Genomic DNA, 25,400 nt, shown 5'->3' with positions numbered 1-25,400 from the left:
CTCTTCATTCCACCGGTTCGACCGCATCGGACATGAGCCGCCGCAACCGCGCGACACCGCGTGTCGTCAGCGAACGGGCGGTGCCCACCGGACACCCGAGCACCTCAGCGACCTGCCGCTCGGGCAGATCCTGGTAGTAACGCAGCACGACCGCGGTGCGCTGCCGCGCCGGCAGCAACGCCAACATGGCCTCCAACCGGGTCCGTTCGTCCACGGCGGCGGTCGCGTCGGACACCTCGGGCGGATCAGGGAGCTGGTCCACGGGGCGCTCGCCCCACCAGCGTCGCCGCGCCGAGCGGGCCGCGGCACGGGCCAGGACCTTGCGCACGTAGGCCTCGGGCGCCTGCTCGGACACCTTCGGCCAGGCGAACCAGAGCTTGACCAGCGCCTCTTGCAGCAGATCTTCGGCCCGGTGCCGGTCCCCGGCCGTCAGCAGCCGCGCAAGATGGAGCAACACCGACCACCGAGCCGCGACGAAGCGGTCGAACTCATCGGCCCGCAACTGCCCCATCGGTGTCGCCCCTTGCCCCCTGCCGGACTCGCCGGCCCCGACCGCGTCTTCGTGGCGCGGAGCGGCGGACACGTTCATCGACCACATACGCCGCCGCGCGACCGCGGACCCCCTACACCCTTCACTAAGGCACTGGGCCGCGCCCGGCTATGCACCCTGGCCGTGTGGCATGGATCACATGTCACCCTGCGGGTGTCCCCGACTGCCCGCCTCCCGCAGCTCGTTCGCCCTTCTTGGGGAGCGCGCAACGGATCCTGTGCTTTCCGGTGGGGCCAGGTCGCGGCCCCGGAAGTGCACGGCTGGGCCGGGCTGTGCTGCGACGCGGTGCTCGCGTCTTCGAGTGGGCTGCAAGCATCCTATGTTTTGGTTGCCGCCGAATCCGAGTGCGCTGCGTTGAGCGGGAGTTTCCTCATTTCTGTGTGCATGCTCTAGACACAGTGTGCGACTTTGCCGGTTAATACATCCTACGTCCGTGCGGGGTTGCTCTGGCCCCGAGCGGATGTGAGCCGGCGTTCCCCCACATCAGTGCTGTCCCGCGGGCAACCAGGTCGACCCCCCCATGTGTCCTTAACCTTCCAGGAGCCGCACCATGTCCTCTGCCCCCCTCAGCAGGCGGTCCCTCATCAAGGCCGCAGCCCTCGCCGGAGGTACCGCGGCGTTCGGTCTGCCGCAGGTCGTGTGGCCCGAGGGGGCCGAGGCCTACACCGTCTCCTCGAAGCTGGACTGGTGGTACCAGGCTCGGTTCGGGATGTTCATCCACTTCGGTTCCTACTCCTACCTCGGACACGGCGAGTGGGCGTTCAGCGCCGAGAACTGGAGCAAGGCCAACTACCAGACCCAGGTGACCACCCCGTTCAAGCCGACCGCCTTCAACGCCGCCACCATCGCCGAGCTGGCCAAGAACGCCGGCATGAAGTACCTCGTGATCACCGCCAAGCACCATGAGGGCTACGCGATGTGGGACTCCAACGTCCCGGGTTTCACCGACACCACCGGTAACAAGCTCTACAACCTGCACGACTACAAAGGCTTCCAGCCCGACCTGCTGGCCCAGTTGAAGACCGAATGCGAGAACCGAGGCATCAAGTTCGGGCTCTACTACTCGATCCTGGACTGGAACCACCCCTCGCAGACCATCAACAACGGCACGCTGTTCTCCGACATGTCGTCGCAGGCCGCCCGCACCGCCTACATCAACGACATGAAGGGCCAGTTGCAGGAACTGCTGGACCGTTACGACCCGGCCGTCCTGTGGTTCGACGGCGACTGGTGCCCCAACCCGTCCACCCCCACACTCAGCGCCTGGTGGACCAAGGCCGACGGTGAGGACCTGTACGGCTGGCTGATGGCCCGCAAGCCCAACCTCGTCGTCAACGAACGCGTCAAGCGGGACCAGGGTCTCGGCGACTTCGCCTGCCCGGAGCAGACCGTTCCCGCCGCGCCGCTGGACCGGCTCTGGGAGACCTGCGCCACCTTGAACGGTCAGTGGGGTTACACGGACTGGGCCGAGAACAACTACCGGTCCGTGAAGGACCTAGTCCAGGAGATGGTCACGGTCGTCTCCCGGGACGGCAACTACCTGCTGAACATCGGCCCGAAGGGCGACGGCAGCGTGTCGGCCGGGACCACGACGGCGCTGGGCGGGATCGCCACCTGGATGGCCACCTACGGCGACAGCATCCACGGCACCAGCGGCAGTCCCTTCACCACCGAGCCCTCCTGGGGCAGGATCACCAAGAAGAACGGCAAGCTGTTCGCCCACGTCTTCACCTGGCCCACGAGCGGCACCCTGCAGATCCCGGCGGTCCACAACACCGTCAACCGTGTCTACCTGCTGAACAACCCCTCGGGATTGCTCCCTTACACGGTCAGCGGCGGTCAGATCAACGTCAGCGTGCCGGCCACCGCGCCCGACGCCAGCGACTCAGTGGTCTGTGTGGAGCTCAGCGGCATGCCGGCCGTCCTCGCGGACGGCGTCTACCGGCTGGTCAGCTCCCGCAGCGGCAAGGCCCTCGCCAACTGGAACACCACCGCCGAGGGCAACTCGGTGATCCAGTGGACGCAGAACGGCGGCCCCCAGCAACAGTGGACGGTCACCGCTCTGGACCACGGCTACCACAAGCTGGTCTGCGTCCGCAGCGGCAAGGTCCTCGACGACAACGGCAACACCGGCGACGGCGCGGCGATGGTGCAGCGGACCGACAACGGCAGCGCCCAGCAGCAGTGGGCCGTCACCGCACTGGGCGGTGGCGCGTACCGGCTCACCAATCGGCACAGCGGAAAGGTGCTGGACAACGCCAACATCGACACGGAGGGAAGCACGGTCATCCAGTGGTCCGCCAACGGCGGCTCCCCGCAGCAGTGGAACATGACCAGGCTGAGCTGACCACTCGCAGCCCCTTGCGCCTTCGCTGTCAGCGCCGGTGCGCATCCGCTGCCAGACCCGCGCCATCGCCTTCGTTCCGGCTTCGTACAGGCCGGTGTCCCACCCGTGGGCAGCGTCTCCTCCAGCACGGACCGCCCGGAGATCATCCGGGCGGCGGATCCGCGCGCTCACATTCTTCCGTACCCAACACCGAGAGGTAGTCATGTACCAGCACAGGCCGCCGCCACACCGGCGACGTTTCGCACAGCTGTTTGTCACCGTCGCGGCGCTGCTCGCCGCGATCCTGGCGGTGCCGCAGTCGGCGTCCGCCACGACGGTCTCGGACGTGAACGGGTTCACCGCCGGCAACGCCGCGATCAAGTCGGTCGACCTGGCCGGTACATGGGGCTTCACACCGAAGGGCCGCGCGGCGACGTCGATCACCGTGCCCGGCGGCGGCTGGTACAAGCAGGGCTTCACCGACGTGAACGAGGCGACGTACTCGCGAACCGTGACGGTGCCGGACACGGGGCAGCCGCAGTCGGTGTGGATCGAGTTCGGCGCGGTGAACCACCAGGCGACGCTGTCGGTGGACGGGCAGGTGGTCGCCACCCAGACCACCTCCTTCGCACAGTCGAACTTCGACATATCCCCCTTCGCCGCACCCGGCACCACCCACACCATCAGCGTGAACGTCAAGGGCCGCTACGCCCTGATGAACGGTAACCAGACCGTGGTTCCGGACGCGGCCAACTGGTCCGAGGCGATCCCCCAGGGCATCTACCGCTCGGCCTTCATGCGCGTGTATCCGGCGGTGTACGTCAGCGACGCGTTCGTGCGCACCTCCGTGACCAACCAGACCCTCACCTACGACGTGTCCGTGACGAACTCCTCCGGCAGCTCGCGGTCGGTGACGCTGACGGGCTCGCTCGCCTCGGACAACGGCGGATCGTTCAACTACCCGTCGCTGCCCAGCAAGACGGTCACCGTGGCCGCCCACTCGACCGCCAAGGTGACGGTCGGCCCGGTGGCGTGGAACCTCGGCTCCACCTCGTACTGGTGGCCGAACGTGCCCTACCGTGCCGGATACCGCGCCCAGCTGCACCAGCTGTCGGTGCACGCGTCCACCGACGACGGCCGCACCAGCGACGCCAAGTACCGGTTCGGTTTCCGGGAAACCACCCAGAGCGGCGAGTTCTACAAGCTCAACGGCGTGCGGGTGAACTTCCGCGGTGACAGCCTCCAGGGCGCGAACTACGACCGGATCGACAACGGCGGCAAGGGCGACGCCTATGACACGCTGCCCGGCTTCCTCCCGCCGTCCGCGGGCAATGGGGGCTGGCCGCAGGCGGTCGACAACTATCAGCGGCTCAACTACAACGTGGTCCGCATCCACCAGGAGCCGGCCAGCCCGTACATGCTCGACGTGGCTGACGAGATGGGCCTGATGGTCATCGACGAGACGGCAATCCGCGGCACCTGCAGCTGCCAGGACTTCGTCGCCGGGCACGACAACATGGTCAACCACGCCAAGGCGCTGACCCTGCGTGACCGCAACCATCCCGCGATCATCCGCTGGAGCCAGAGCAACGAGGCGGACCTCAGCACCTTCGACTCCGAGTCGTTCGAGAAGGACCTGTACGCGGCGATGAACGGCAACGACGGCACCCGGCCGATCAGCGCCGACACCGCCTGGAACACCAACCCGTGGCCCAACATGCTGAACGGCAACTTCGCCGTCTTCTCCCACTACGTCGACGGCATCGGCGCGTACGGTGAGGCGCTCACCCCCCTGGCCGGCCGACCCGACGGTGAGGGCGAGTACGTCTGGAACAAGTCCAACACCAAGCAGGGCTTCGAGTGGTTCGCCACCGCGACGATCGCCAAGCGAGCCAAGGACGCCAGCGATCTGCGCCCCTACACCCTGTTGTCCGGCTGGGCCGGCTTCGTGCCCGGCGTGCGGACCACCGACTTCGTCCTCGAAGAGGGCGGCCACCCCGTCTACGGCGCGGACAATCTGTCAGACCCGTGGAGCAACCCGCAGATCCAGCGGATCCAGGCCGCGTTCAACCCGATCGCCGCGATCGACCTGCCCTACTGGTCGGCCTCCGGCAAGTCGGACGCGAACGGCAACTTCCCGCTCCCGGAGGCGGTGGACACGTACGCCTTCAACAGCAACATCACCCGGAACATCACCGTCTTCAACGACGACTTCAGCGGTACCTCCGTCGGCCTGAACTGGACGGCACGACTCGACAGCCCCACGGGCGCGGTCATCGCGTCCGGAAGCGAACCCCTCACCGTCCCGCTCGGCTCCCGGGTCACCCAGCCGATCTCGTTCACCGCGCCGGCCACCGGGTCCCGCGTGTACCTGGTGCTGTCGACCACCAAGTCGGGCAACACCACGTTCACCGACTCGGTCGAGTACCTCAACCTGGGCAACCCGGCGACCAACGTGGACGACGCCGCCACCGCGGTGAACTACACCGGCACCTGGGGCCACCAGAGCGGCGAGACCGGCGGCCCGTACGCCGGCACGAACTCCTACAGTGACGTCACGGGCGACACGTCGACGCTGAGCTTCGTCGGCACCGGTGTCACACTGCACGCCGTGACCGCCCCGAGCCACGGCATGGTGGGCGTTTCCGTCGACGGCGGGACCGAGTCGGTGGTCGACCTGTACTCGACGGCGCGCACCGGCGACGTCCCGGTGTGGACCAGTCCCCGGCTCACCTCCGGCACGCACACGATCCGTGTGCGTGTCACCGGCACCCAGCGGGCCGCCGCGACGCACGACTGGGGCGTCGTCGACCGCTTCGAGGTCGCCAACCATCCCACGGCGGGCACGAACTACCGCATCGTCAACCGCAACAGCGGCAAGCCGCTCGCCGTGGCGGGCGGGTCGACCGCGGACGGCGCGTTGATCGTCCAGAACACGGGCGGCGGCGCCTGGACCATCGGCACCGCACCCGGGGGCGCGTACACGCTCAAGTACGTCAGCAGCGGCAAGGCGCTCGATGTCGACGGCTACTCCTCGACCGTCGGGCTCCAGCTTCAGCAGTGGACACCCAGCGGCGGCACCAACCAGCAGTGGTACCTGCGACCCACCGGCGACGGGTACTTCACCATCGTCAGCCACGACAGCGGGCTGGTGGCGGATGTGAACGGCTGGGACACCGGCGACGGAGCCAAGGTCGTCCAGTACACGTCGGGGGGCGGTGCCAACCAGCAATGGCAGCTGGTACCGGCGTGATCCGCTTCCGACCGTCACCCGAGTCCTGACGGTCGCGAACCCCTGACGTGCGGTCGGCCGGCACCCGGCCGGCACCCGGCCGGCCGCACGCCCGCGTCGCCATGGAAACGCCGCAACACCCGAACAGGGTTGAACCGGAGCGAGGGCGCCCACGAGATCACCGAGCAGCTCATCCGCGCCGACGGCTGCGACCCGGTGGGTGCCGGTTCGCCCCACCCGGCGAACTCTGATCGGGCCGACTCGCTCGTTCCACCGAAGGATCGCCGGCCAAGGCCCCCCAGCGACGCGGGACTTGAACCCGCGTCGCTGTCGACCGTCCGCCGGAGGCACCCCGGGCCCATCCTGCTCAACCGGGATGGGCCCGGGCCCCAGTGTCAGCCGATGTGGAAACTGTCCCCGTACACCTTCCAGTCCAGCGGCGGATCCAGGTTCAGGTTCCCCTTGCGGAGGAAGACCCGCTGCGCGGTGTCGACCCGGCTGGTGTCCGAGTGGGCCTCCTCCTGCTTCATCGCCCAGACCCGGGCGTCGAGGAAGGCGTCCAGATACGTCACCTCGTCGCCGCCCTGCGCCGGCGGCTTGGCCTTGGCCAGCGCCCGCTTGCGAATGTTGCCGAAGCTGGTGCTGTCGTCGCCGTTGCCGTGCATGACGATCGCGTCGTAGTACGCGAACTGTCCGAGTACGCCGATGCCGTCGGCCTTGCCCTGCTTGACCGACGGGTCGAAGTAGACGCGGTCGCGCTCGTCGTTCTGTGCCTGTTGGAACGCCGGGTCCTGGGCCGCGCGGCGCCAGTCGGCGGGGTAGCCAGGGTCCAGGCCCTGGTGCGAGTCGCTGCCGTCGACGTCGTGAAGGGCCGGCAGGTACTTGGCCAGGACGTTGCCCGGCTTGCGCCGGGTGTAGAGCTCCACGAGGTCGAGCATGTCGCCGGTGCCGGAACAGAAGCCGATGATTCCGGCGGTGTAGCCGCGGCCGTCGCCGATGTCCTCGATGTACTTGTACTGCGCCTTCCAGTCCAGCGACGAGTTCTCCGCGCTGGACACCAGCTTCATGGCGATCTCCTTCTTCGCCGGGTCGTCCAGGCCGACGGCCACGGCGGTCGCGGACTGGCTCACGATGAGGGGGCCTGCCACCAGCGAGGCTCCGATCAGGGTGAGCAGCGTGCGGCGTGACGTGCGTATGTGGGGGGTGTGCACGGGGTCCCTCCAGGGGTTCAGTCGTGCGCTCAGTCAGGTGCTCGGTTGTTCGAGCAAACTGTTAGGAAGGTTTCCTACCAGACTTTGCGGATGACGTACACCCGTCAAGGGAGGGGGAGTTGGTTTCGGTCGGCCCGTTATCGGCCGACCGTCAGTCGTCCGTCCACTCGGACGGCGACCGCGCACGGGGAACCCGTGGGCCGGGTCGCGAGCGGCTCAGGAGATCGGGTTCAGCGGTCTCCCGGGGGGAGCCGGCCCAGCCATGCCCTTGGCGTTCTCGGCGGTACGGAGCGTGCGCCCCGTACCGCGCGACCACGCGGCGAGTCAGTCACATGCGGAGAAGAGGGCGAAGGTGGCCGAATTGTTGTCCGCCGCCTATGAGGGCGTGGGCGGAGTGACACCACGCGGGGCGATGCCGGGCCTCGCCTCCAACTCTCCTACGGTGAGCCCCCGTCGGGGTGGTGGCGCGGCGCGACGTACGCCCGCCGGTGCTCCAGATGAAGTGGAAGGTGTACGAGCCCGCCCCGGTTCGCCCCCCCAGTCGGGGACCTGTGGGAAGCGGTCGAACAGGACGTCCACGACGAGCGTCCGGTCCTCGTCGACGGCGTTGACGATCGCCCGCGGCTGCCGAAGCGGCTGAGGAACACAAGGGTCATCCCAGCTCTCGCCCCCCGGCTCGCGATGCGCCCGTCAAGCGGGGGACGGGCCGAGGGGGACAGGTTCGCAGAGGTTGACGTCGACGTGTAACCGGCGAATGTCGCTTGGGGTGACAGTTCGTCAAAGGTGTCGCTACGCAGTGTCGCGAGCATCCAGGAGTCGCCGCTGCACATCTGACACCAGCTGTCGAAGCCGTCCCGGTCGCAGTTCCTCACTCTCCATCCACTCGTCCAGCCGTGGACGCAGGTGCCGCACCATGCCGGGTCCGTGGCGACGCAGCACTGAACGACTGACCGAAATCTCTTCCTGGATTTCTCGTCGGAGGTCATCGGTCCAGCCCTGGCGCCGGTCGACTTCCCCCAGGGGCGCCTTGAGGGCGGCCACCGCCTCATCGAGTACCGAAAGCAAGTCCAAGGCTCCTCCAAGGGCAGAGACAGGATCTCCGGCGTGCGCTGCCGCGGCCGATGATCGTGGGCTCGCCCATCATCACTCGCATCCGTCAACTATCGATCAGAGTCACATGTCGTCGGCACGCTGGTCCACGATGCTCGCGCGGCACATGTGCACAGGCTGATCGCTTGAGCGTCCTGGTCGCGCGCGGGGCGTTCGTCGGAGGATTGTCACTCCGCCCAGGGGAGCGGGATCTTGTTGTCACTGCCCGGCATCATCGCGTTGCCCCCGACGGGCATGGCGACCAGCGCCTCGGCGGGGCCACCGACGGCCTTGAGTTGCCGCACCGCACCCGCGGAAAGGACGAGTGCCTGGCCGGCCTCGACCTGTTCGGTCCTGCCGTCCACCTCGACCTCGAACTTTCCTGACAGCGGCATCCACACCTGCTCGCGGTCGATGATGTGGACGGGGGTGGACGCGTCGACGCCGAGCTTCACTCGCCATGTGCTGACCTCGGCGCTGCCCTGGCTGGGGCCCGCCAGGGCGAACATCGAGCCGGAGGGTGTGTTGGTTGTCCGCTGCTCACTCTCACTGATCACATACATGGGTCCCCCTATATAAAGTGTCTTTACTTACTTTGAGTAAAGCTGCTTTATATGTGTGTGTCAAGATGAACCGATGGAGACCCAAGACCCCCTCGCGCCCGCCGAGCTCACCTACCTGCTCGGGATGGCCTTCCAGTTGGTCCTCTCCGAGTTCGTGAGCCGTCTCGACGCCGCGGGCTACGCCGAACTCCGCCCCGTGCACGGCCTGGTCTTCCAGGCGCTCCATGGGTCTGGCGCCACGAGCAGCGAGCTCGCCGAGCAACTCGGGGTCACCAAGCAGGCCGCCGGCCAGATCATCGACGACCTGGAGAAGCGGGGGTACGTCGAGCGTCAGCCGCATCCCGCCGGTGGTCGGCGCAAGCTCGTGGTGCTGACGGAGAAGGCGCTGAAGCACCTGGCCGTAGCCGGAAGGATTTTGCACGAGCTGGAGGCGCAACTGGCCAAGCAACTCCACGAGGTCGGCCTCCAGGTTCCACGAGCTGAGCTGGTGGCCGTCATTCGAGCCTTGGCCGGAGGATCGATCCCACCGTTGCGTCCCGTTTGGTGAAGGCTGGCCTCGATCGTTGATGAGCAGGTGTTTTTGATCGGCCGTGAGGTGTGTACGGCTGGATCATCTGATCCGATGCCGCAGACGATGGCGGCGGAGGCTTCAGCAGACCCGGCGGAGTGCCCGGTTCGGGGCAGGTCGTGGACGGTGGGGGTGGAGCGGTGGAGGGCGGCGGTGTACTGCTCGGGCCGTTGCCGGGTGCGGGACCTGCCGTCAGCGGCGGGCGTCGCGGAACGGTGTTACGAAAACGCCGTAGCCGAACGCCTCGCGAACATCTTGAACACCCTTTGTTTGCAGGAGAGTCAGGGGTGTCTGACTGTCGCTTCGAGCGCCCCCGGTTCACGCTCTGCCCCGCCGTGTCGCGCCCGCATCACGGGGGACGGTGACCGGGCCGGGCCCGGGCGAGGGCGGTGGTCATCATGACCGACCTGGCCGACCGGATCGGGAACGTCACCCGGCAGCGTTACGAACAGCTCGGCACCCAGGCGAAGGAGCTGATCGCGCAGATCGCCCGCGCGTAGTTCTCCCTGGGTGACATGGCGCTGGGGATCGAGCCGATGAGGTCGGCGGGCGGGTCCATGCCGAACGGCACGGCGACCTGTTCACCTTGACGGAGTCGTTGCAGATGTTCGCGGACGACATCGTGTCGAGCGGCGGACGGTGCTGGACTGGCGTTACACCGCGAACCGGTGGCCGAAGGAGCGCCGCAAGGAGGGGTGTCGTTCACGGTCCACCGCATCCTGGCCTCGGTGGTCGACGAGGACGAGCGGTGGGCAGCGATTGAAGACGCCGTTCAACCCGCGCACCGGCGCGAGGCAGTGGACGCCGGACGGCGCGAAGCGGGTCGTCGGCCAGGGGGTCGACCGGCCGGTCACGGTGGACGAGAAGGTCGCTCGTGCAGCTCCTCAAGGGCGAGGAGTAGCCGTGCCGCGACGCCGGGAGGCATGGCCCCTTGCCCGCGCCGGTGCGGCCACCAGCGTCATGTCCACCGGCGAGGTCACCGGCCCGTCCGCGCACAACAACGGGTCCATGAGGTCGAACGGTTCGTCCCCGCGCGCGGTCAGGCAGTCGAATAAGTCCGCCGGGAAACGTGACGCTCGCGCCCGAACGACTCCCCGGGACCGGCGTCAGGCAGCAGACCCACCCTCACGGCCTTCGTCTCGATCGGTGCACCTTGGTCGGAGCACATGATCAGGCGAAGGCCGCTGCAATGCCGCCCAATGCCCAGGTGAGTGACCCAGTTCGAGATGTCGTTCGATGCCAGGAGCCAGGCACGGGCGCTGATGCCTCAGCTGGCGAGCAGGGCCCGCATCCACTGGTCTTCGCGTTGCTCGATGTATTCGGCGTCGTTTCGCCAGGCGTCGCCGTGGCCTTCGGCCCACAGCCTTGCCCAGGGCTGGGCTCCTTGGGCTGCCTGGTCGCGCAGGAAGTCGTGCATGGAACGCGTACGGCGCCCCAGCAGAGGGACCAACCGACGGCGTTCGGACTCAGTCAGACCGTAGGCGTCGGCGAAGACTCGCAGCCGGTCCGCCGCGTCCGGGCTCTGCCAGTCCGGATGCGCGGACAGCGGGATGAACCCGTGAATGGCGTATGCGACATCCCACAGGCGCGAGCCGGGACCTGCACCGTCCCAGTCGATGAAGGCCCACCGCGACTCGTCTGCGACCACGAGGTTCCAGGGGGCCAGGTCGTTATGGGCGATGATGTCACTGCCCTCAGCGGGGATCAGCGTCTGCCACCGCGCATCGGAGGGCGGCGTGAAGTCCTGCACGGCGTCGTGGAAGTCCCGGATCAGCCGTGCCACGCGAGCCAGTTGTCGAGCGGGTTCCATCAGCGAGAACCGGTCGGGCCAGACCACATCTCCCGGGATGAAGGTCAGGACCTCACGCCCCTGATCGTCGATGCCGAGCGGACGAGGCGCCGCGCCGAATCCCACCTCGTGCAGGTGGGCGAGCAGGGCATGCACAGCGGGAGTCCATGGTCCGGCCGGACGGCGAACGGTGTCCCCGACGCGAACGACGCCATCACTGACGTTGCCACCGGACAAGGGCTGTTCATCATCGTGCCGCATCGAACCAGTGTGTCGGATCAGCTCGTCATGATCACCCCATTAAGGGGGAGCGTCAGAGTGGGGACGGAGGATAAAGAACAAGTAGAGCCCCCGTCGGCTTGCGACGCTGTGGCGAATCCGGTTGCGGGATCTTGTGTCGGCCCCCGAGACCTGTGTCTCGGGGGCCGATGTCGCGTGAAAGGTCTGCGATGTCGGTGCAGCCGAAGGGGCCTGCCCGGACTCCGGTGGAAACGGTGCGGGTGGCGCGGGCGGCGTTCCCGCGCGCCGGGGTCAGGACTGGTTCCACTCCTGTGACCAGGCGGTGTAACAGTCGAACTGCACTTGCTGGGTACGGTCGCCGGTGTTCTCGTTCAGGGGCTGCAGGCATTTGCCGCTGTGCCGGGCGGCCAGCCGCGGCCAGCCGGCGTGGGTACTCGTCTGCGTGGCCCACTGCTGGTTGTAGCCGCCGTTGCAGTCGACTATCTGGACGACCGCGTTGTTGGACTGGTCCGAGTTCACGACCTCCATGCATCTGCCACTGCTTGCGACGACCAGCTGGAAGTAGCCACCGCCAGTCGATCTGAGCGACCACTGCTGGTTGACGGTTCCGTTGCAGGTGTACTGCTGAACCACGGAGCCGTTGGCCTGCCCTCCAACGTCCAGACACTTGCCGGTGTAGTAGTTCTTGAACTGGTAGTAGGTCACGGACCGGGGCTGGACGGTCCTGACGCCCGCGCTCGCGGGGGAGGCGAAGGCCAGGACCGAGAGGGACGCTGCGGCCATCGCCGTGAGCCTGGTAGCCGTCTTCCGGGCGGTGGGTCTGTTCATGGTGAAGTCTCCTCTTCGTCTGTTCCGGGACTGTGCGGTGACGACATCTCCGCGAGGGTCAGTGATAGAAGTACGGATCCAGGACGGTGACCTCGGTGATCCCGTCGACGGGCAGGCCTGTGGTCCGCGCGGCCTGACGCACCGCCTCCGGAGACGGCCCGTCGTACACGCAGTAGGTCACGCTCTTGTCCCGGCTCACGTACGACAGCACCCAGGTGACCGCCGACGCGGCGTTGCCCTCGATGACGCTCGTACAGGTCTTGGCGCCCTCGTCGCTCATCGGGATGTGCAGACCCTCGGGGAAGGTCCGTCGCACGAGATATCGCGGCATGTTGCACGCTCCTTTCCGACCACCACTGTCGGGCTGGGAGCGGGCTTCGGACATCGGGCGCCGTTCCCTATGTTCGCTCGGCGATCTCCCCATGTCTGGCGGCCTCTTGGCGGGTACGCACGCCGAGCTTGGCCAGGATGGAGGAGACATGATGCCCGGCCGTCTTCTCCGCGATGCGGAGCCGATCGGCGATCTCGGAGTTCCGCAGCCCGTCCCTGAGCAGGCCGAGGACATCGGCTTCGCGTGCGGTGAGCCCGTCGGGATGGGCGAGAGTGGAACGCCGCGGTGTCCGGAATCCCAGGTCGCGCATCCGCCGGGCCACCAGATCCGCGGCGGGTCGCGCACCGAGCGCCTCGAACCCGCGCAGGGCCTCACGCAGGTGATCCGGGCTCTCAGCGAGCGCCATGGCCGACTCGTAAGGGCAACCGAGTTCATCCCAGGTCCGGGAGGCCTCGACGGGGTTCATCCGATAGGGCGCGGCGGCGGCCGGGTGGACTTCCCCCGGCTCCGGTTCCAGCCACTGTCCGAGTTCACCGATCGCCCAGCCGATACCGAGCCGTACCGCCAGTTCGTATGTCTCGGACAGGTGACTGTCGGCCTGCTGTCCGCTCAGTCGCGCGAGTTCGGCGCGCCCCGCCGCGACCGGCCACAGACGCTGCAGGTCACCGGTCCGTTCGGCCAGCGACCAGGCCTCGTCGAGGATCTCCGCCGCACCCGGATCTCCCCGCCGGGTGCGCAGCCGCCCCAGGACGGTGAGCGCGACGATCCGGCTCGGCGTGCACTCGGTGGCTCCCACCTGCTCCACCAGCGCTTCTGCCGCGGACCACTGCCCTCGCTCCCACAGACACCGGGCCAGCCACGCCGTGGCGTAACTTCGTACGTCGTCCAGGTCGCGGTCGGAGCACCACTGCATGGCCTCGTTCAGCCAGTGTTCCGCGAGGTCATAGCGCCGGACCTCGCCTGCAGCGGACCCGAGATTGACCATCGCACTTCCGACGGCCCCGTCGTCACAGGCCGCCCGGGCCGCCCGAAGACTCCGGAGCATGGTCCGCACGGCCAGGTCGGGCTCGGTGGACCACAGGGCGGAGCCGACCGCGTTGAGCGCCCGGGCCAGCAGGGTCTGTTCACCGAACCGCTCGGCGAGCACGGCGGCGCGGTTGCCGGTCCGCACCGCCCCGGGGACGTCCCGGGCAAGCATCAGAAGGTACGCCGACCAGGTGTACGCGGCGACCAGCCCGGGGCCCTCCGGCAGCCGCTCGGCAAGGGCGAGCGCTTGACGCACCATGGCATGCGCCTCAGCGTTCTGGCCCTGGTTCCACAAGTAGTAGGAGCAATATGCCATCAGAGCGGCCTCGCGCTCCCGGTCGCCCTCAGCTCGCCAGCGCTCGATCGCAAGACGGGAGGACAGCACGGCCGCCGCACCCCGTCCCGCGTGCGCACACGCCTCACCGTGGCGTTCGAGCAGCTCCGCATGATCGCGCGGGCTGATCCCGTCGGCGAACCGCAGAGCCTGGGCGTAGTGATCGGCCGCCTGCCGGTGGGCACCCACGGCAGCTGCCCGCCTCGCCGCCGTACCGGCGTGTACGAGAACGGCCGCCGCGTCGCCTGCCTCCTCCGCGTGATAGACGAGCCTGGCCGGATCGCTGCCCCGCTGCGTCAGAGCGGCCAGCGCACGCTCGTGCAGCTCGGTCTTGCGCGCCGACGCGATGCTCTCCTCGATGGCCAGCCTGGCCAGTTCATGGCGGAACAGGATCCGCGTGCCGTCGCGAATCAGCATTCCCGCGTCCACGCAGCCGTCAACGGCTCTCCTGGGCGCCTGGACCAAAGGCGCGGGAGCATAACCGGGGAAGACGGCCACCGAGTTGAGTGCGTCGCGCTCTGCGGGGCCGAGACCGGCCGCCCGGGCCAGCACCGCGTCGCGTACCGTCTCGGGAACCCTGTGGTCGGGATCGGCCAGGACCTCGGTCACGAAGAAGGGGTTGCCGTCGGCCCGAGCGTGCAGTTCCGCGGCATCCGGACCGTCCGGCCCGACCAGCGTCGCGACGGCCGCGGCCGAGAGCGGTGACAGCCGAACGCGCAGCACGCTCCTGTCGGTGGCGAGCGCTCCCAGCAGCGCGCGCAACGAATGATCAGATCCGACCTCGTCATCCCGAAAGGTGATGACGAGCAGGCCACGGGTGGAGGAGATCCGGCGGGCGGCGAACATGAGCAGGTCGAGGGTCGCTTCGTCGGCCCAGTGCGCGTCCTCCACCACGGCGACGGCCTCTCGTGCGGTCAACTGGTCCAGGAACGCGCTGAACATCGCGTGACGCGGGCTCTCGGCAGCCATCGCGGCGGCCAGTTCACCCGTCACCTGCCGTGCGATGTCGTGGAGCGGACCGAGTGGCTGCGGCGTGCGCAGCGCGTCGCACGAACCCCACAGGACCGGCCGGGTCAGGCCGTCGCAGAACGCCCTCACGAGAGCGGTCTTGCCGATACCCGCCTCACCGGACACCAGGACCACCCGCCCTGCTGGGCAGCGTCGCAGTGCGTCAAGCCAGTGCTCCCGCTCAAGTAACGCCATATCGGGGATGGTAGCCCCGGCTTCGGAGCGAGTATCGGGAGCCGGACGGAGTGCCCGTCGGTGTTTGCGGGCCGGCTTCGGAGAGTGGATGTTGCCTCAGACGCCGTAGCGCTGTCGAACGGGTTGCACTGTTGTCGCAGTGGTACGTCGTGTGGCCGGGTGACTTCAACTCGGCGCGTTCTCCGTGTGATTGCTCGCTCACCGGCGGTCTGCGTACCCGCCGCCCCGTGGTGTGGCGCGGGTCACGGGAACTCCTCGGCCCGGCCGGAGAGGTAGGTGGTGTGAGATGTGATGAACAGGAAGATCGGGAGCGCATGCGCGCACGAATCAGGGCGGGCGATCGCGAGGCGTTCGCCGCTCTCTACGAGGAGTACGCGCGGTCGGTCTACAACCATGCCTACCGGCTGACGGGTGATTGGTCGACGGCCGAGGAGGCTTTGTCCGAGACCTTCCTGGCCGCCTGGCGTACCCGTCACACCGTCGAGCCGGAGGGCGACTCGCTACGGCCGTGGCTGCTCGGGATCGCCACGAACAAGGCGCGCAACGCCAACCGCGGTATCGGGCGGCGCCTGGCCTTCCTCGCCCGCCGACCCGCCCCGGGACCGGTGGCGGACATCGCGGACGCCACGGCCGGACGCGTCGATGACACACGGCGGCTCGCCGCGGTCCGGCAGGTACTGGGCCGACTCCACCGCCAGGAACGCGAGGTGCTGGCCCTCTGCGTCTGGTCCGGGCTGGACTATGCCGAGACCGCGGAGGCGTTGGGCGTCCCGGTGGGCACCGTACGGTCTCGGCTGTCCCGCGCCCGTACCCGCCTGCGACGGCTCACCGACGAGCAGCTCCGCCGGACACCGGACGGGTCCGTGCGGGAGGCACGACCCGGAGAAGAGGTCCGATCCGGAAGGGAACCCCGCCTCCGTCGCGGAGAGGTAGAGAACAGGGCCGCGTTCGTGGCCCCGCCCATCCAGGAGGAAGCCCGATGAACGACCGTACCTCCGGCCCCGAGCGGGCCGAACGTGAGGAACTGGCCCGGCTGCTGCCGGGCCCGGCCGAACGGGACCTGCCCCCGGGCCGTCATCTCCACCACAAGGACACCCTGATGCGTCTGATCGACCAGGACGGCGACCGCACCACCGCCCGCTCGCGCCCCCGCCTCCTGCGCCCCGCCGTCCTGCTGCCCGCCGCCGGACTGGCCCTGGGCGGGGTACTGCTCACCACGCTCGCCGTGACCGGCAAGGACAACGCTCCGGCGCCGTCCGCCGCAGGCGCCGGCTCCGGGGCGACGGTCCCGCGTGGCGCGGCCGTGCTGCTGGACCGAATCGCCTCGGTCGCCTCGAAGAGCGACGAACAGACGGTCATCGGCGACCAGTTCGTGTACGTCAGGACACTGCAGACCGAGAACGAGGGCAAGTTCGACGGTCCGGTGAAGCTGACCGAGCCCCGCGAGCGCGAGGTCTGGATGACGCAGAAGTCGGGGCCGGTGATCGATGAAGGGCTGATCCACCAGGACGGCTCGTACTTCCCGATCACCGTCGGGGTCCCGGACGGTGAGACGGCCGTCGGCTACCCGGCGGGCCTCAACCGGCCGACGTACACGTGGCTGGCCTCCCTGCCCACCGACCCCGACGCCCTGCTCCAGCGGCTCGCCACCGAGATCACCACGGACCAGGACGCGCGTGACACCCCGGCCGGGGACCGGAACCCGGACCAGGACGCCTTCGACGCCATCGGTGAGCTGCTGCGGGAGACGGTGATGCCGCCGAAGACCGCGGCCGCGCTGTACAAGGCCGCGGCGAAGATCCCCGGCGTGACCGAGGACTCCGACGCGGTGGACGCGGCCGGCCGGCACGGGATCGGCGTGGCCCGCGACAACACCCGGACCGGTTGGCGCACCGCCTGGATCTTCGACCCGACCACGCTGGAGTACCTGGGCGAACGCAGCTACCTCATCAGGGACACATCCATGGGCAAGAAGGGCACCCTGATCAACCGGTCGGCGGTCCTGGAGCGGGCGGTCGTCAACGCCCTCCGCGAAAGGCCGTCGACCGGGAAATCGTCCACGACGACCTGATCCGGACAGGGCCTGGGCGGGTGTCGGGGCGTGCCTGAGCGCCCCGGCACCGGCCGCTCTCCGCACGATCCGGGACAGGTTTGCCAGGTCCCGGCCGGCCGGTGCGACTGCCAGATGATCCGAACGAAACTGCCTAGCTCGTCCAGCTGTGGGCCACGTCGACGACGACCCGGTCGTCCAACTGGACCACACGGAACGGCAGTCGGGCGCGGACGCCGAGACCGACCTGCGTCTGGCCCTCGAAGGTGCCGCCGAACCGGGTGTCGCGGAAGGTGCTGTACCCGCTGATGTTCACGCCGGGCAGGGGCTTGCCCACCTTCCCCGGGTACGTCGGCACGCCGGCCTCCAGGTCGTAGCTCCACGCGCCGACGCGGATGTCGAGGATCGCCCCGCCGGCGACCGGGATGTACTGACCGGAGGGATCGGCCTGGAACCGGTCCACGTACGTGACGTTGTAGCCGACCTGGCCACCACCGGGCACGTCGAACACGATGCGGTCGTAGCACTCGTGCTGTCCGGTCCTGACGTCCACCAGGTGATCGCCGCTCATGACGGCACCACTGCTCTTGGCACCGCTGCCCCATCCCGTCGGACAGGCCACCGCCGTGCGCGAGTCCACCGCCGGGGCCGCACCCGCGGTGCTCGCTGCCGACCCCAGCATCGCGCCCGCGAGCACGAGTGCCGCCCCTGCTGCCCTGATACCTCGCATGATGTCCCCCTTGGTCGCACGACTCTGACGTCTGGTGAGACGGCCCCCGACACCGGAAGGTTGTACGCCAGGCGGGACGAAAAGGGAATCCTGCCGTCCGTTGGCTCCACTGTCGCTGCCTGCGGTGCGACCGCCGGAACACGGCTGGTGCCCCCGCCTGCGCCGGTCCTCAGGATGAGGCGGGACGAGGTGGTCCGGGCGGGCGCTGAGGACGAGTCATCCGTACGACCCTGTTCGCGGCCGTCTTCTGCAGCAGGCCGTAGGCGAGGACCGGCAGCAGCAGGTGCGGTTTGTCGGGCAGGGTCGTGGTGATCAGGACCGCGCTCGCGCTGCTGTTGTTCATCCCGCAGGCGAGGGTGAGGGAGGAGGCGGCCGGGGCGTCCAGGCGCAGGACGCGTGCCGCGAGCCGTCCCACCGCGAACGACATTGCGCAGACGACCGCCGCGACGACCGGTGCCGCGATCAGCAGCAGTGGTCGGGGGTGGGCGAGGAAGGATCCCAGGGCGCCGCTCGCGTTGACGTAGGTCAGGAGCAGCGAGCCGGCCAGCGCCACGGGCACGATCCAGCGCAACGCACCGTCCAGGAAGCGCGTCGGCAGGGCGAGACGGCACATGAGGCCCGCCGCGCAGGGCAGCAGGACCTGGGTGAACGCGAAACCGCTGTTCATCATGTCCCTGGCCGGACCCAGCGCGTCCGGATAGCCGCCGTTGAGCAGCGGAGCCAGCGTGCCCACTGTCGCCGGGATCGTGAGCGGACTGACCAGAGTGGAGGCGACCACGAGGCCGACCATGGTCGGCTGGTCGCCTTGCCCCTTGCCGGTCCAGACCGTCGCCCCGGCCGCCACCGGCATCGCGACGATAAGGATCATCGCGGTCACCAGACCGCTGCCGCCGTCGGCGTCGGGCGAGCGGCTCAGCAGGAACGCCACCAGCGGGATGATCAGCAGCGGCGCCGTGAGATGCAGGATCAGCCCCGCCAGCAGAGCCCGGGGCCGCCGCAGCAGCTGTCCCAGCGCGCGCACGGGGACCTGCAGTCCGGCCGAGAACAGGACCAGCGAGAGCAGCAACGGGGCTGTGTGCAGGCGGAGTTCACTCCCCGCGAGGGGATGCGCGTGGCGCAGCCACTGGCCGGGGCCGGGCAGCAGCAGGGCGGCGGCATACGAGAGCACGACGGCCCTTCCGAGGCGCTGCCGCAGCCAGTCCGTCGCGCGATCGGCGCGGTTGCGGCCGGGGGAGGGGGGAATGGTCATCGCGGCACGCTTCCGTCGTGGGGGCCGGGCTGGGACGGAGTGCCGGTATGACCGGTCGGGCCGGGTCGATGTCCATGGCAGAGATCTTCCCCGCGGGAGCCCGCATGTGTACGGGTTGCCGCGCGGTAGTCAGGATGTGTTCAGGTTCCTGGTGGCACGGTCTGGTTTCATGACATCTGAGACGTCTGAGACAGCGGCGGCCCGCAGGTCCGCCCCCACCGCCCCGGGCCACCGACTGCGCTGGAACAAGGTGCCCGAAGTCACCGTGTACTTCTGGGTGATCAAGGTGCTGTGCACGACGGTCGGCGAGACCGCGGCCGACCTGCTGAACGAGAAGGCCGGACTGGGCCTGACCGGAGTGTCGCTGCTGATGAGCGGGCTGCTGGCGTCGGTCCTCGTCGTCCAGTTCCGTACCAGCGCCTACCGGCCCGGCGTGTACTGGACGGCCGTGGCCCTGATCAGCGTGGTCGGCACCCTGATCAGCGACAACCTCACCGACAACATGGGTGTACCGCTGACCACGAGCACCACCGTCTTCGCGATCGTCCTCGCGATCGTGTTCGCCGCCTGGTACCGCAGCGAGCGGACCCTGTCGATCCACAGCATCGACACGCTGCGCCGGGAGTCCTTCTACTGGCTGGCGGTGCTGTTCACCTTCGCTCTGGGCACCGCGGCGGGCGACCTGGTCGCCGAGCGTCTGGCGCTGGGCTACTGGGTCTCCGCGCTCCTGTTCGCCCTGGCGATCGCGGCGGTCTGGGTGGCGCGTTTCGCGCTCGGGGCGAACGCCGTGTGGAGCTTCTGGATCGCGTACATCCTCACCCGTCCGCTCGGCGCCTCCATGGGCGACTACCTCTCCCAGCCGACCGGCGACGGTGGCCTGGGCATGGGCACCGTGGTGACCAGCGTGCTGTTCCTCGCGGTCATCCTCGGCATGGTGGTGTTCCTGGCGGTGACACGCAAGGACGTCACCGAGCGGGAAGGCCTCGCCCGTACGGCGTAGGCGCCCGCAGGCGTTCAGGATGCGTTCAGATCGCCACTGGCAGGGTCGGACACCGACGCAACCGCCGCGCCGCGCGCGGTTGTCCCCACCGTCTCGCGGGGTGCTCGCCGTTGCGGAGCGCCCCGCGCCCTGCACGAACAGGAGCACCTCCTCTTGGAGAAGCCAGAACTTCTCACCGACCTGGATGTCGCCAGTACGACCAGGTCGGTGATGAAGAAGCTGCCCGAAGTCACCCTGGCCTTCTGGATCATGAAGATCGCCGCCACGACGCTCGGCGAGACCGCCGGTGACCTCTTCTCACAGACCCTGAAGCTCGGCTACTTCCTCACCACGATCGGACTGTTCCTGATCTTCGTGGTGACCCTGGTGGTCCAGCTCAGGTCCCGCCGCTACAACCCGTTCTTCTACTGGACCGTCATCCTGTCCACCAGCATGGCCGGCACGACGATGTCCGACTTCATGAACCGCGACGCCAGCGCCACGTTCCTCTCGGGCGGCAGCACATCGCTCGGCTGGGGGCCGCAGGGGCTCGGCCTCGGCTATCCCACGGGTGTCGCGATCCTGGTCTCCCTCCTGATCGTCATCTTCGCCGTGTGGAGGCTGACCGGGATGACGTTCGTCATCCGTGACATCGTCACCTTCCGCGGCGAGGCCCTCTTCTGGGCGGCGATCCTCGTCTCCAACACACTCGGCACCTCGATGGGTGACTTCCTCGCCGACAGTTCCGGTCTCGGGTACGCGGGCGGCGCGCTGCTCGTCTCCGGGACTCTCGCGGTGCTCCTCGCCCTGATGAAGGTGCCTGCGGTGCCGAACGTGCTGCTGTTCTGGCTGGCCTTCGTCCTCACCCGTCCCCTGGGTGCGACAGCCGGCGACTTTCTGACCAAGCCGGTCGCCAAGGGCGGCCTCGACCTCGGTACGGCGGGTTCGTCGGCCGTGCTGCTGGCGATCCTTGTCGGCCTGATGGCGTATGCCCAGGTGCAGGAGCGCCGGACCGGCGCCTCCGCGCCGGAGACCATCGAGCAGCCGGAGGCCGTCAGCCGGCGGGCAGTCTGACGGTGAACCGGGCCCCGGGCGCGGGCCCGGGGTCGTAGGACACCTCACCTCCGACGGAGCGGGCCAGGCGTCGCGCCAGCGGCAGCCCGAGTCCCGCTCCGCCGTGTCCGTCGCCGGGGTCGGCCCGCTGTCCGGGCTGGAAGAGCCGGCCGGCGAAAGACGGCGGTACGCCGGGCCCGTCGTCGGCGACATCGATGCGGACGCCCCCGGCGGGCTCCCGCCGAGCGGTGACCGTGACCTGCGAGGTGGCGTAGCGGACGGCGTTGGCGAGCAGCGGGCTGACGATACGTTCGAGGAGGGCGGCCTGGACCCCGGCCCGCGGCGCGCCCTCGCCGTGTACGTCGACCGTCAGCTGAGCCGGTGTCTGCAGGCGGGCGGCGAGTTGGTGCAGTACCGGCAGGATCTCGGCCGTGCCGGGGGCGCTGGTCGTGCCCTCGCGGGCGTCGGTGAGCAGGGTGTCGCAGATCGTGCGCATGGACCGGGCGGCGTCGGAGATCACCGCGTGGGTGGCCTCGGTGTCGGCTGCCGAGCGGGGACGGGCCCGCCACCAGTCGAGTTCGGCGACGATCCGGCTGAGCGGAGTGCGCAGCTCGTGCGACAACTCACCGGTCAGTAGCTGCTCATGGCGCAGAACGGCGCGGATGCGGTCCAGCAACGCGTCCAACGACGCCCCCAGACGGGCGAGTTCGGCCGGACGCCGGACAGCCCCGAATCGGTCATCGGAAGCGACGGCACTCCACTGGGTGGCCTGGTCGGTCATGGCGCCCACGGGACGCAGGGCACGCCCGACCGCGAGACGCGTCAGCAGATAGGTGCAGGCGAGCATGACCGCGTCGAGGCACAGCGATGCCCACAGCAGGGTGTCGGCCGAACTCCGGTAGGGGGAGAGGTCCAGCGCGGTGACGACGGTCGCCGTGCTGCGCCCCCTGGACACGGGCAGGCTGCACAGCCGGGCGGGGTCCGGCTCGTCGGCGGTCAGGCAGTGTGTTCCGCCCCGGTGTGCGAGTTCGCCGGCGGCGCGGGCGAGCGGGTTGCCGGTTGGGGTGGACGGCGGCCGTTCGAGCAGCCGGGTGCCCGCGTAGATCCACACGTTCGTGTCGAGAAGCTGGTCGTTGACGGTTTCCAGGACGCGCACGGTCGGGCCGCTCGTGTCGATCGTGGTGGCCACGGCGGCGGCGCGGGCGTGCAGTTCGTCGTCGGCCTGGCGCTGCAGACGGTGGCGGATGACGGTGTTGAACGCGACCGTGAGGATCACCATCAGGAGGGTCGCGGTGGTGAGGGCCACCAGGGAGAGGCGGCCACGCAGGGTGCGCGGCGCCAGGCGGGAGAACACGGAACTCATGACAGACGGTGGCCGATTCCTCGGGAGGTGGTGATCGTCAGGGCACTGCCCGCCTCGCGCAGCTTGCGACGCAGCCGCGTCAGGTACTGGTCGAGGGTGTTGTCGCTGACCTGGGCGCCCTCGGGCCAGCCTGCTCTGAGCAGTTCGCGTCGGCGCACGACACCGCCGGCGCCGGTCATGAGCGCGGCGAGGAGGCGGAATTCCGTCGGCGTCAGATCGACCAGGGTTCCGTGCACGCTGACGCTGTGCCGCACGGCGTCCAGGACGAGGTCGCCGGCCGTGGCCGCCGGAAGGGGCGCGGCCCGTCTGACGGCTGCCCGCAGCCGGGCGGCGAGCTCGGCGAGGTGGAAGGGCTTGGGCAGATAGTCGTCGCCCCCCGCGGAGAATCCGGACAACCGGTCGGTGAGCCGGTGATGGGCGGTCAGGAAGATGACGGGGGACAGGAACCCGTTGGCCCGCATCGCCTGGCACACGTCCCGTCCGTCGGCATCGGGCAGCCCGACGTCCAGGACGGCCGCGGCGATGTCACCGGTGGCCAGCCGTAGGGCGGATGCCCCGTCCGGGGCGGGCACGGGGTCGAAGTCCTCGTCGCGCAGGCCGCGCAGCAGGACGTCACGCAGGGCGTGATCGTCCTCGACGACCAGGATCTTGTGGCGCATGGTCCTCCATCGGCTCCTGGTCTGTGTGCGTCGTACCTTGGGCAAACCCCTCGGGCAGCCACCATGTGACGGCGCACAGGCACAGCCCGAGCCAGCCGAGGGCGAACAGCCAGCCGCCGACGACATCGGTGAACCAGTGCACCCCGAGGTAGACACGGGTCAGCCCCACCAGCGCGCCCCAGCAGCCGAGGACGAGGACGAGCAGGTTCCGGCCGCGTGGGGCGCGCACGTACACCGCTATGACGAGCAGCCCGGCGGTGAGCGCGGCGGTGGTGGCGTGGCCGGAAGGGAAGGCCCATCCCGAAGCGTGCGTGGCCCAGCCGGCGCGAGCTGGGCGAGGCCGGGCGACGAGCTCCATCACGCCGTAGCGAGCCGCCTGCGCCGCTCCGAGGCAGACGAGACAGAGAGCGGCGCCGACGGCCCGTCGGCGCAGGGTGCGCCCGGCGACGATCCCCGCCAGCGCCGCGAGGACGTACGGGATGACGCCGGTGCCGGTGGCGGTGAGACCGCGGGCCAACGCCACCGCCACGTCCGGGCGGTGACCGACGGACCAGGACGCCAGGTCCTCGTCGCCGTACAGGGGCTTTCCGTCGGCGAGGACGACCATGGTCAGCACTCCGAACGCCGTCCACGCGCCCAGGCCGATACTGCCCGCCAGTTCGCGGACGTCGCGGCGGTTCATGACGCCGTCAGGAGCGGACGTAGTCGCGTACCGGTGGTCCACCGGGCCAGGGTGTCCGGACGCCGGCGCAGCAGCACCGACGTGGACAGGCCGACCAGCGCGCCGACGACGATCCCGGCCGCGACGTCGTGCGGATAGTGCGCGCCGACCCAGACCCGGGAGACGGCCATCGCGCAGGCGGCCAGGGCCGCCACCGCACCGAGCCGGCGGGAGACGCACCACAGCGCCACGGCGGACGCGGCGGCGATGGCCGCGTGGTTGCTGGGGAAGGACCAGTCGCCGGGCGCGGGACACGCTTCCAGAGTGGTCACGCGGAGGCTCTGGCAGGGCCGGTCCTCGCGCACCACCAGTTTCAGGGCGGCATCGACCCCGTACGCCACGACCACGATCACCGGCACGGCCAGCGCGGTCAGCGCGGCCGTGGCACTCACCCGCCGCGCCTGCCACCAGGCCACGAGCATCAGTACGGCGAACACCGCCAGTCCGTACGTCGACCAGGCCGACACGATGTCGTCCAGCCAGCCGGGCGAGCGGTGGGCGAGATCCACCACGTCGGTGTAGGCGGAGCCGTCGATCGACGAGCCGTCGAAGGCGAGAATCATCCGCGGGTCTCCTTCGCCCTGGTGGCCCGGCGGGAGCGGTACAGCTCGGCGGCGAGCGGAAGCAACGACACGGCCACGATCACGGCGACCATGGGCAACAGATAGCGGTCCACATTGGGGATGGAGGAGCCCAGCGCGTATCCGCCCAGTGTCAGTCCCAGGCTCCACACGAGCCCGCCGACGACCTGCCACACGGTGAACGTCCGTACCGGCACGCCCAGCGCGCCCGCCATCGGGTTGAGGACGGTCCGTACCACCGGCACGAACCGGGCCAGCACGATGGCCTTCGCATGCCCGTACCGCTCCAAGAGCTCTTCGGCCCGGTGCGCACCTTCCCGCAGGCGGACCGAGTGGCTGCGGGCCAGGAGGGCCCCGCCCGCCTTCCGGCCGAGCAGATAGCCGCACTGTGCCCCGGCGAGGGCGCCCACGGCCGCGGCCGTCAGCAGCGGGGCGAGTGACAGCTTCACGCCGTGCTGGCCGCTCCCCGTGCACAGCAGCCCCGCCGTGAACAGGAGGGAGTCGCCGGGCAGGAAGAAGCCGATCAGCAGGCCCGTTTCGGCGAACAGCACCACGCCGACGCCCAGCACGCCGAAGGCGGAGAGCAACGACGACGCGCTGAGGACGTTCACCGCGAGGTCCGATGCGGTGAACAAGGGGGGTGCCGTCATGGGACGCGGTCCCTCTCATACTGGACGGGCGGGGGCACGCGCCAGCGGCCACCCGAGTGACTACAATTCTGTAGA

General features: G+C 69.3%; 22 protein-coding genes and 2 pseudogenes. 9 read left to right on the top strand and 15 right to left on the bottom strand.

Features of this window, described 5'->3' with window-relative positions; translation table 11 throughout:
• Nucleotides 1-4 precede the first annotated feature (4 nt).
• Entirely contained in the window at nt 5-511 is a 507-nt protein-coding gene (locus QA861_RS01800) for a SigE family RNA polymerase sigma factor (protein ID WP_334586394.1), read from the bottom strand.
• A gap of 589 nt (nt 512-1,100) precedes the next feature.
• Here QA861_RS01800 and QA861_RS01795 point away from each other — a divergent pair.
• Together QA861_RS01795 and QA861_RS01790 are read left to right on the top strand one after the other, a co-directional pair.
• Nucleotides 1,101-2,897: an alpha-L-fucosidase gene (locus QA861_RS01795; RefSeq protein ID WP_334586393.1), complete on the top strand. Its 1,797-nt coding sequence runs from the start codon at nt 1,101-1,103 to the stop codon at nt 2,895-2,897.
• 202 nt (nt 2,898-3,099) lie between these two features.
• Nucleotides 3,100-6,129, top strand: coding sequence for an RICIN domain-containing protein (locus tag QA861_RS01790; protein WP_334586392.1), 3,030 nt, complete (start codon nt 3,100-3,102; stop codon nt 6,127-6,129).
• Nucleotides 6,130-6,503: 374 nt separating this feature from the next.
• Here the strand turns inward: QA861_RS01790 and QA861_RS01785 are convergent, their stop codons facing one another.
• From QA861_RS01785 to QA861_RS01775, 3 genes are all read right to left on the bottom strand, one after another.
• A complete protein-coding gene (locus QA861_RS01785) occupies nt 6,504-7,319 on the bottom strand; it encodes a chitosanase (protein WP_334586391.1) in 816 nt (271 codons plus the stop codon).
• 789 nt (nt 7,320-8,108) lie between these two features.
• A complete protein-coding gene (locus QA861_RS01780) occupies nt 8,109-8,384 on the bottom strand; it encodes a hypothetical protein (RefSeq protein ID WP_334586390.1) in 276 nt (91 codons plus the stop codon).
• Between the two features lie 212 nt (nt 8,385-8,596).
• Nucleotides 8,597-8,971, bottom strand: a complete 375-nt coding sequence (locus QA861_RS01775) for a cupin domain-containing protein (protein WP_334586389.1) — start codon at nt 8,969-8,971, stop codon at nt 8,597-8,599.
• Between the two features lie 73 nt (nt 8,972-9,044).
• Here QA861_RS01775 and QA861_RS01770 point away from each other — a divergent pair, with 73 nt between their 5' ends.
• The 3 genes and pseudogenes from QA861_RS01770 to QA861_RS47375 form a co-directional block, all read left to right on the top strand.
• Nucleotides 9,045-9,518 carry a MarR family winged helix-turn-helix transcriptional regulator gene (locus tag QA861_RS01770; RefSeq protein WP_334586388.1) on the top strand — a complete coding sequence of 158 codons (474 nt, stop codon included), beginning with the start codon at nt 9,045-9,047 and terminating at the stop codon, nt 9,516-9,518.
• 660 nt (nt 9,519-10,178) lie between these two features.
• A pseudogene (locus tag QA861_RS47380) lies at nt 10,179-10,355 on the top strand (DUF6192 family protein); the annotation flags it as partial.
• Nucleotides 10,286-10,594: pseudogene (locus QA861_RS47375) on the top strand (hypothetical protein); the annotation flags it as partial. The pseudogenes QA861_RS47380 and QA861_RS47375, both read left to right, overlap by 70 nt.
• Before the next feature lie 212 nt (nt 10,595-10,806).
• Here the strand turns inward: QA861_RS47375 and QA861_RS01755 are convergent.
• From QA861_RS01755 to QA861_RS01740, 4 genes are all read right to left on the bottom strand, one after another.
• Nucleotides 10,807-11,589, bottom strand: coding sequence for a phosphotransferase enzyme family protein (locus QA861_RS01755; protein WP_334586387.1), 783 nt, complete (start codon nt 11,587-11,589; stop codon nt 10,807-10,809).
• A 270-nt stretch (nt 11,590-11,859) separates the two neighbouring features.
• Entirely contained in the window at nt 11,860-12,396 is a 537-nt protein-coding gene (locus tag QA861_RS01750; RefSeq protein ID WP_334586386.1) for an RICIN domain-containing protein, read from the bottom strand.
• 58 nt (nt 12,397-12,454) lie between these two features.
• Nucleotides 12,455-12,727: a DUF4242 domain-containing protein gene (locus QA861_RS01745; RefSeq protein ID WP_334586385.1), complete on the bottom strand. Its 273-nt coding sequence runs from the start codon at nt 12,725-12,727 to the stop codon at nt 12,455-12,457.
• Nucleotides 12,728-12,794: 67 nt separating this feature from the next.
• Nucleotides 12,795-15,290 carry an ATP-binding protein gene (locus tag QA861_RS01740; protein WP_334586384.1) on the bottom strand — a complete coding sequence of 832 codons (2,496 nt, stop codon included), beginning with the start codon at nt 15,288-15,290 and terminating at the stop codon, nt 12,795-12,797.
• Nucleotides 15,291-15,604: 314 nt separating this feature from the next.
• Between QA861_RS01740 and QA861_RS01735 the strand changes: the two genes are divergently transcribed.
• Nucleotides 15,605-16,273 carry an RNA polymerase sigma factor gene (locus QA861_RS01735; protein ID WP_334586383.1) on the top strand — a complete coding sequence of 223 codons (669 nt, stop codon included), beginning with the start codon at nt 15,605-15,607 and terminating at the stop codon, nt 16,271-16,273.
• A complete protein-coding gene (locus QA861_RS01730) occupies nt 16,270-17,361 on the top strand; it encodes a CU044_5270 family protein (protein WP_334586382.1) in 1,092 nt (363 codons plus the stop codon). The genes QA861_RS01735 and QA861_RS01730 overlap by 4 nt, the downstream gene beginning before the upstream one ends.
• A 133-nt stretch (nt 17,362-17,494) precedes the next feature.
• Here the strand turns inward: QA861_RS01730 and QA861_RS01725 are convergent, their stop codons facing one another.
• A complete protein-coding gene (locus tag QA861_RS01725; RefSeq protein ID WP_334586381.1) occupies nt 17,495-18,070 on the bottom strand; it encodes an AMIN-like domain-containing (lipo)protein in 576 nt (191 codons plus the stop codon).
• A gap of 169 nt (nt 18,071-18,239) precedes the next feature.
• Nucleotides 18,240-19,319, bottom strand: a complete 1,080-nt coding sequence (locus tag QA861_RS01720; protein WP_334586380.1) for a bile acid:sodium symporter family protein — start codon at nt 19,317-19,319, stop codon at nt 18,240-18,242.
• A 169-nt stretch (nt 19,320-19,488) separates the two neighbouring features.
• Between QA861_RS01720 and QA861_RS01715 the strand changes: the two genes are divergently transcribed.
• On the top strand, nt 19,489-20,319 hold the full coding sequence (locus QA861_RS01715; protein WP_334586379.1) for a COG4705 family protein: 831 nt from the start codon (nt 19,489-19,491) through the stop codon (nt 20,317-20,319).
• A 153-nt stretch (nt 20,320-20,472) separates the two neighbouring features.
• Complete coding sequence (locus QA861_RS01710; RefSeq protein WP_334586378.1) at nt 20,473-21,372, top strand: COG4705 family protein; 900 nt, start codon at nt 20,473-20,475, stop codon at nt 21,370-21,372.
• On the opposite strand, the gene QA861_RS01705 is transcribed toward QA861_RS01710, so the two are convergent.
• The 5 genes from QA861_RS01705 to QA861_RS01685 are packed head-to-tail and all read right to left on the bottom strand — an operon-like array spanning nt 21,353 to nt 25,325.
• Nucleotides 21,353-22,714 carry a sensor histidine kinase gene (locus QA861_RS01705; RefSeq protein WP_334586377.1) on the bottom strand — a complete coding sequence of 454 codons (1,362 nt, stop codon included), beginning with the start codon at nt 22,712-22,714 and terminating at the stop codon, nt 21,353-21,355. The two genes, QA861_RS01710 and QA861_RS01705, sit on opposite strands and share 20 nt — an antisense overlap.
• Nucleotides 22,711-23,373, bottom strand: coding sequence for a response regulator transcription factor (locus QA861_RS01700; RefSeq protein WP_334586376.1), 663 nt, complete (start codon nt 23,371-23,373; stop codon nt 22,711-22,713). Before QA861_RS01700 ends, QA861_RS01705 begins: the two co-directional genes overlap by 4 nt.
• On the bottom strand, nt 23,327-24,055 hold the full coding sequence (locus QA861_RS01695) for a phosphatase PAP2 family protein (RefSeq protein ID WP_334586375.1): 729 nt from the start codon (nt 24,053-24,055) through the stop codon (nt 23,327-23,329). The genes QA861_RS01700 and QA861_RS01695 overlap by 47 nt, the downstream gene beginning before the upstream one ends.
• The gene (locus QA861_RS01690) at nt 24,052-24,657 is read right to left on the bottom strand and encodes a phosphatase PAP2 family protein (RefSeq protein ID WP_334586374.1); all 606 of its coding nucleotides are present in this window, start codon (nt 24,655-24,657) and stop codon (nt 24,052-24,054) included. Before QA861_RS01690 ends, QA861_RS01695 begins: the two co-directional genes overlap by 4 nt.
• A complete protein-coding gene (locus tag QA861_RS01685; RefSeq protein ID WP_334586373.1) occupies nt 24,654-25,325 on the bottom strand; it encodes a DedA family protein in 672 nt (223 codons plus the stop codon). The genes QA861_RS01690 and QA861_RS01685 overlap by 4 nt, the downstream gene beginning before the upstream one ends.
• Between the last annotated feature and the right edge of the window lie 75 nt (nt 25,326-25,400).

Origin of the sequence: Streptomyces sp. B21-083, assembly GCF_036898825.1 — a bacterium.
Taxonomy (GTDB): domain Bacteria; phylum Actinomycetota; class Actinomycetes; order Streptomycetales; family Streptomycetaceae; genus Streptomyces.
The sequence above is the reverse complement of the archived record's forward strand: the minus strand, read 5'-3'. Positions and strand labels throughout refer to the sequence as shown.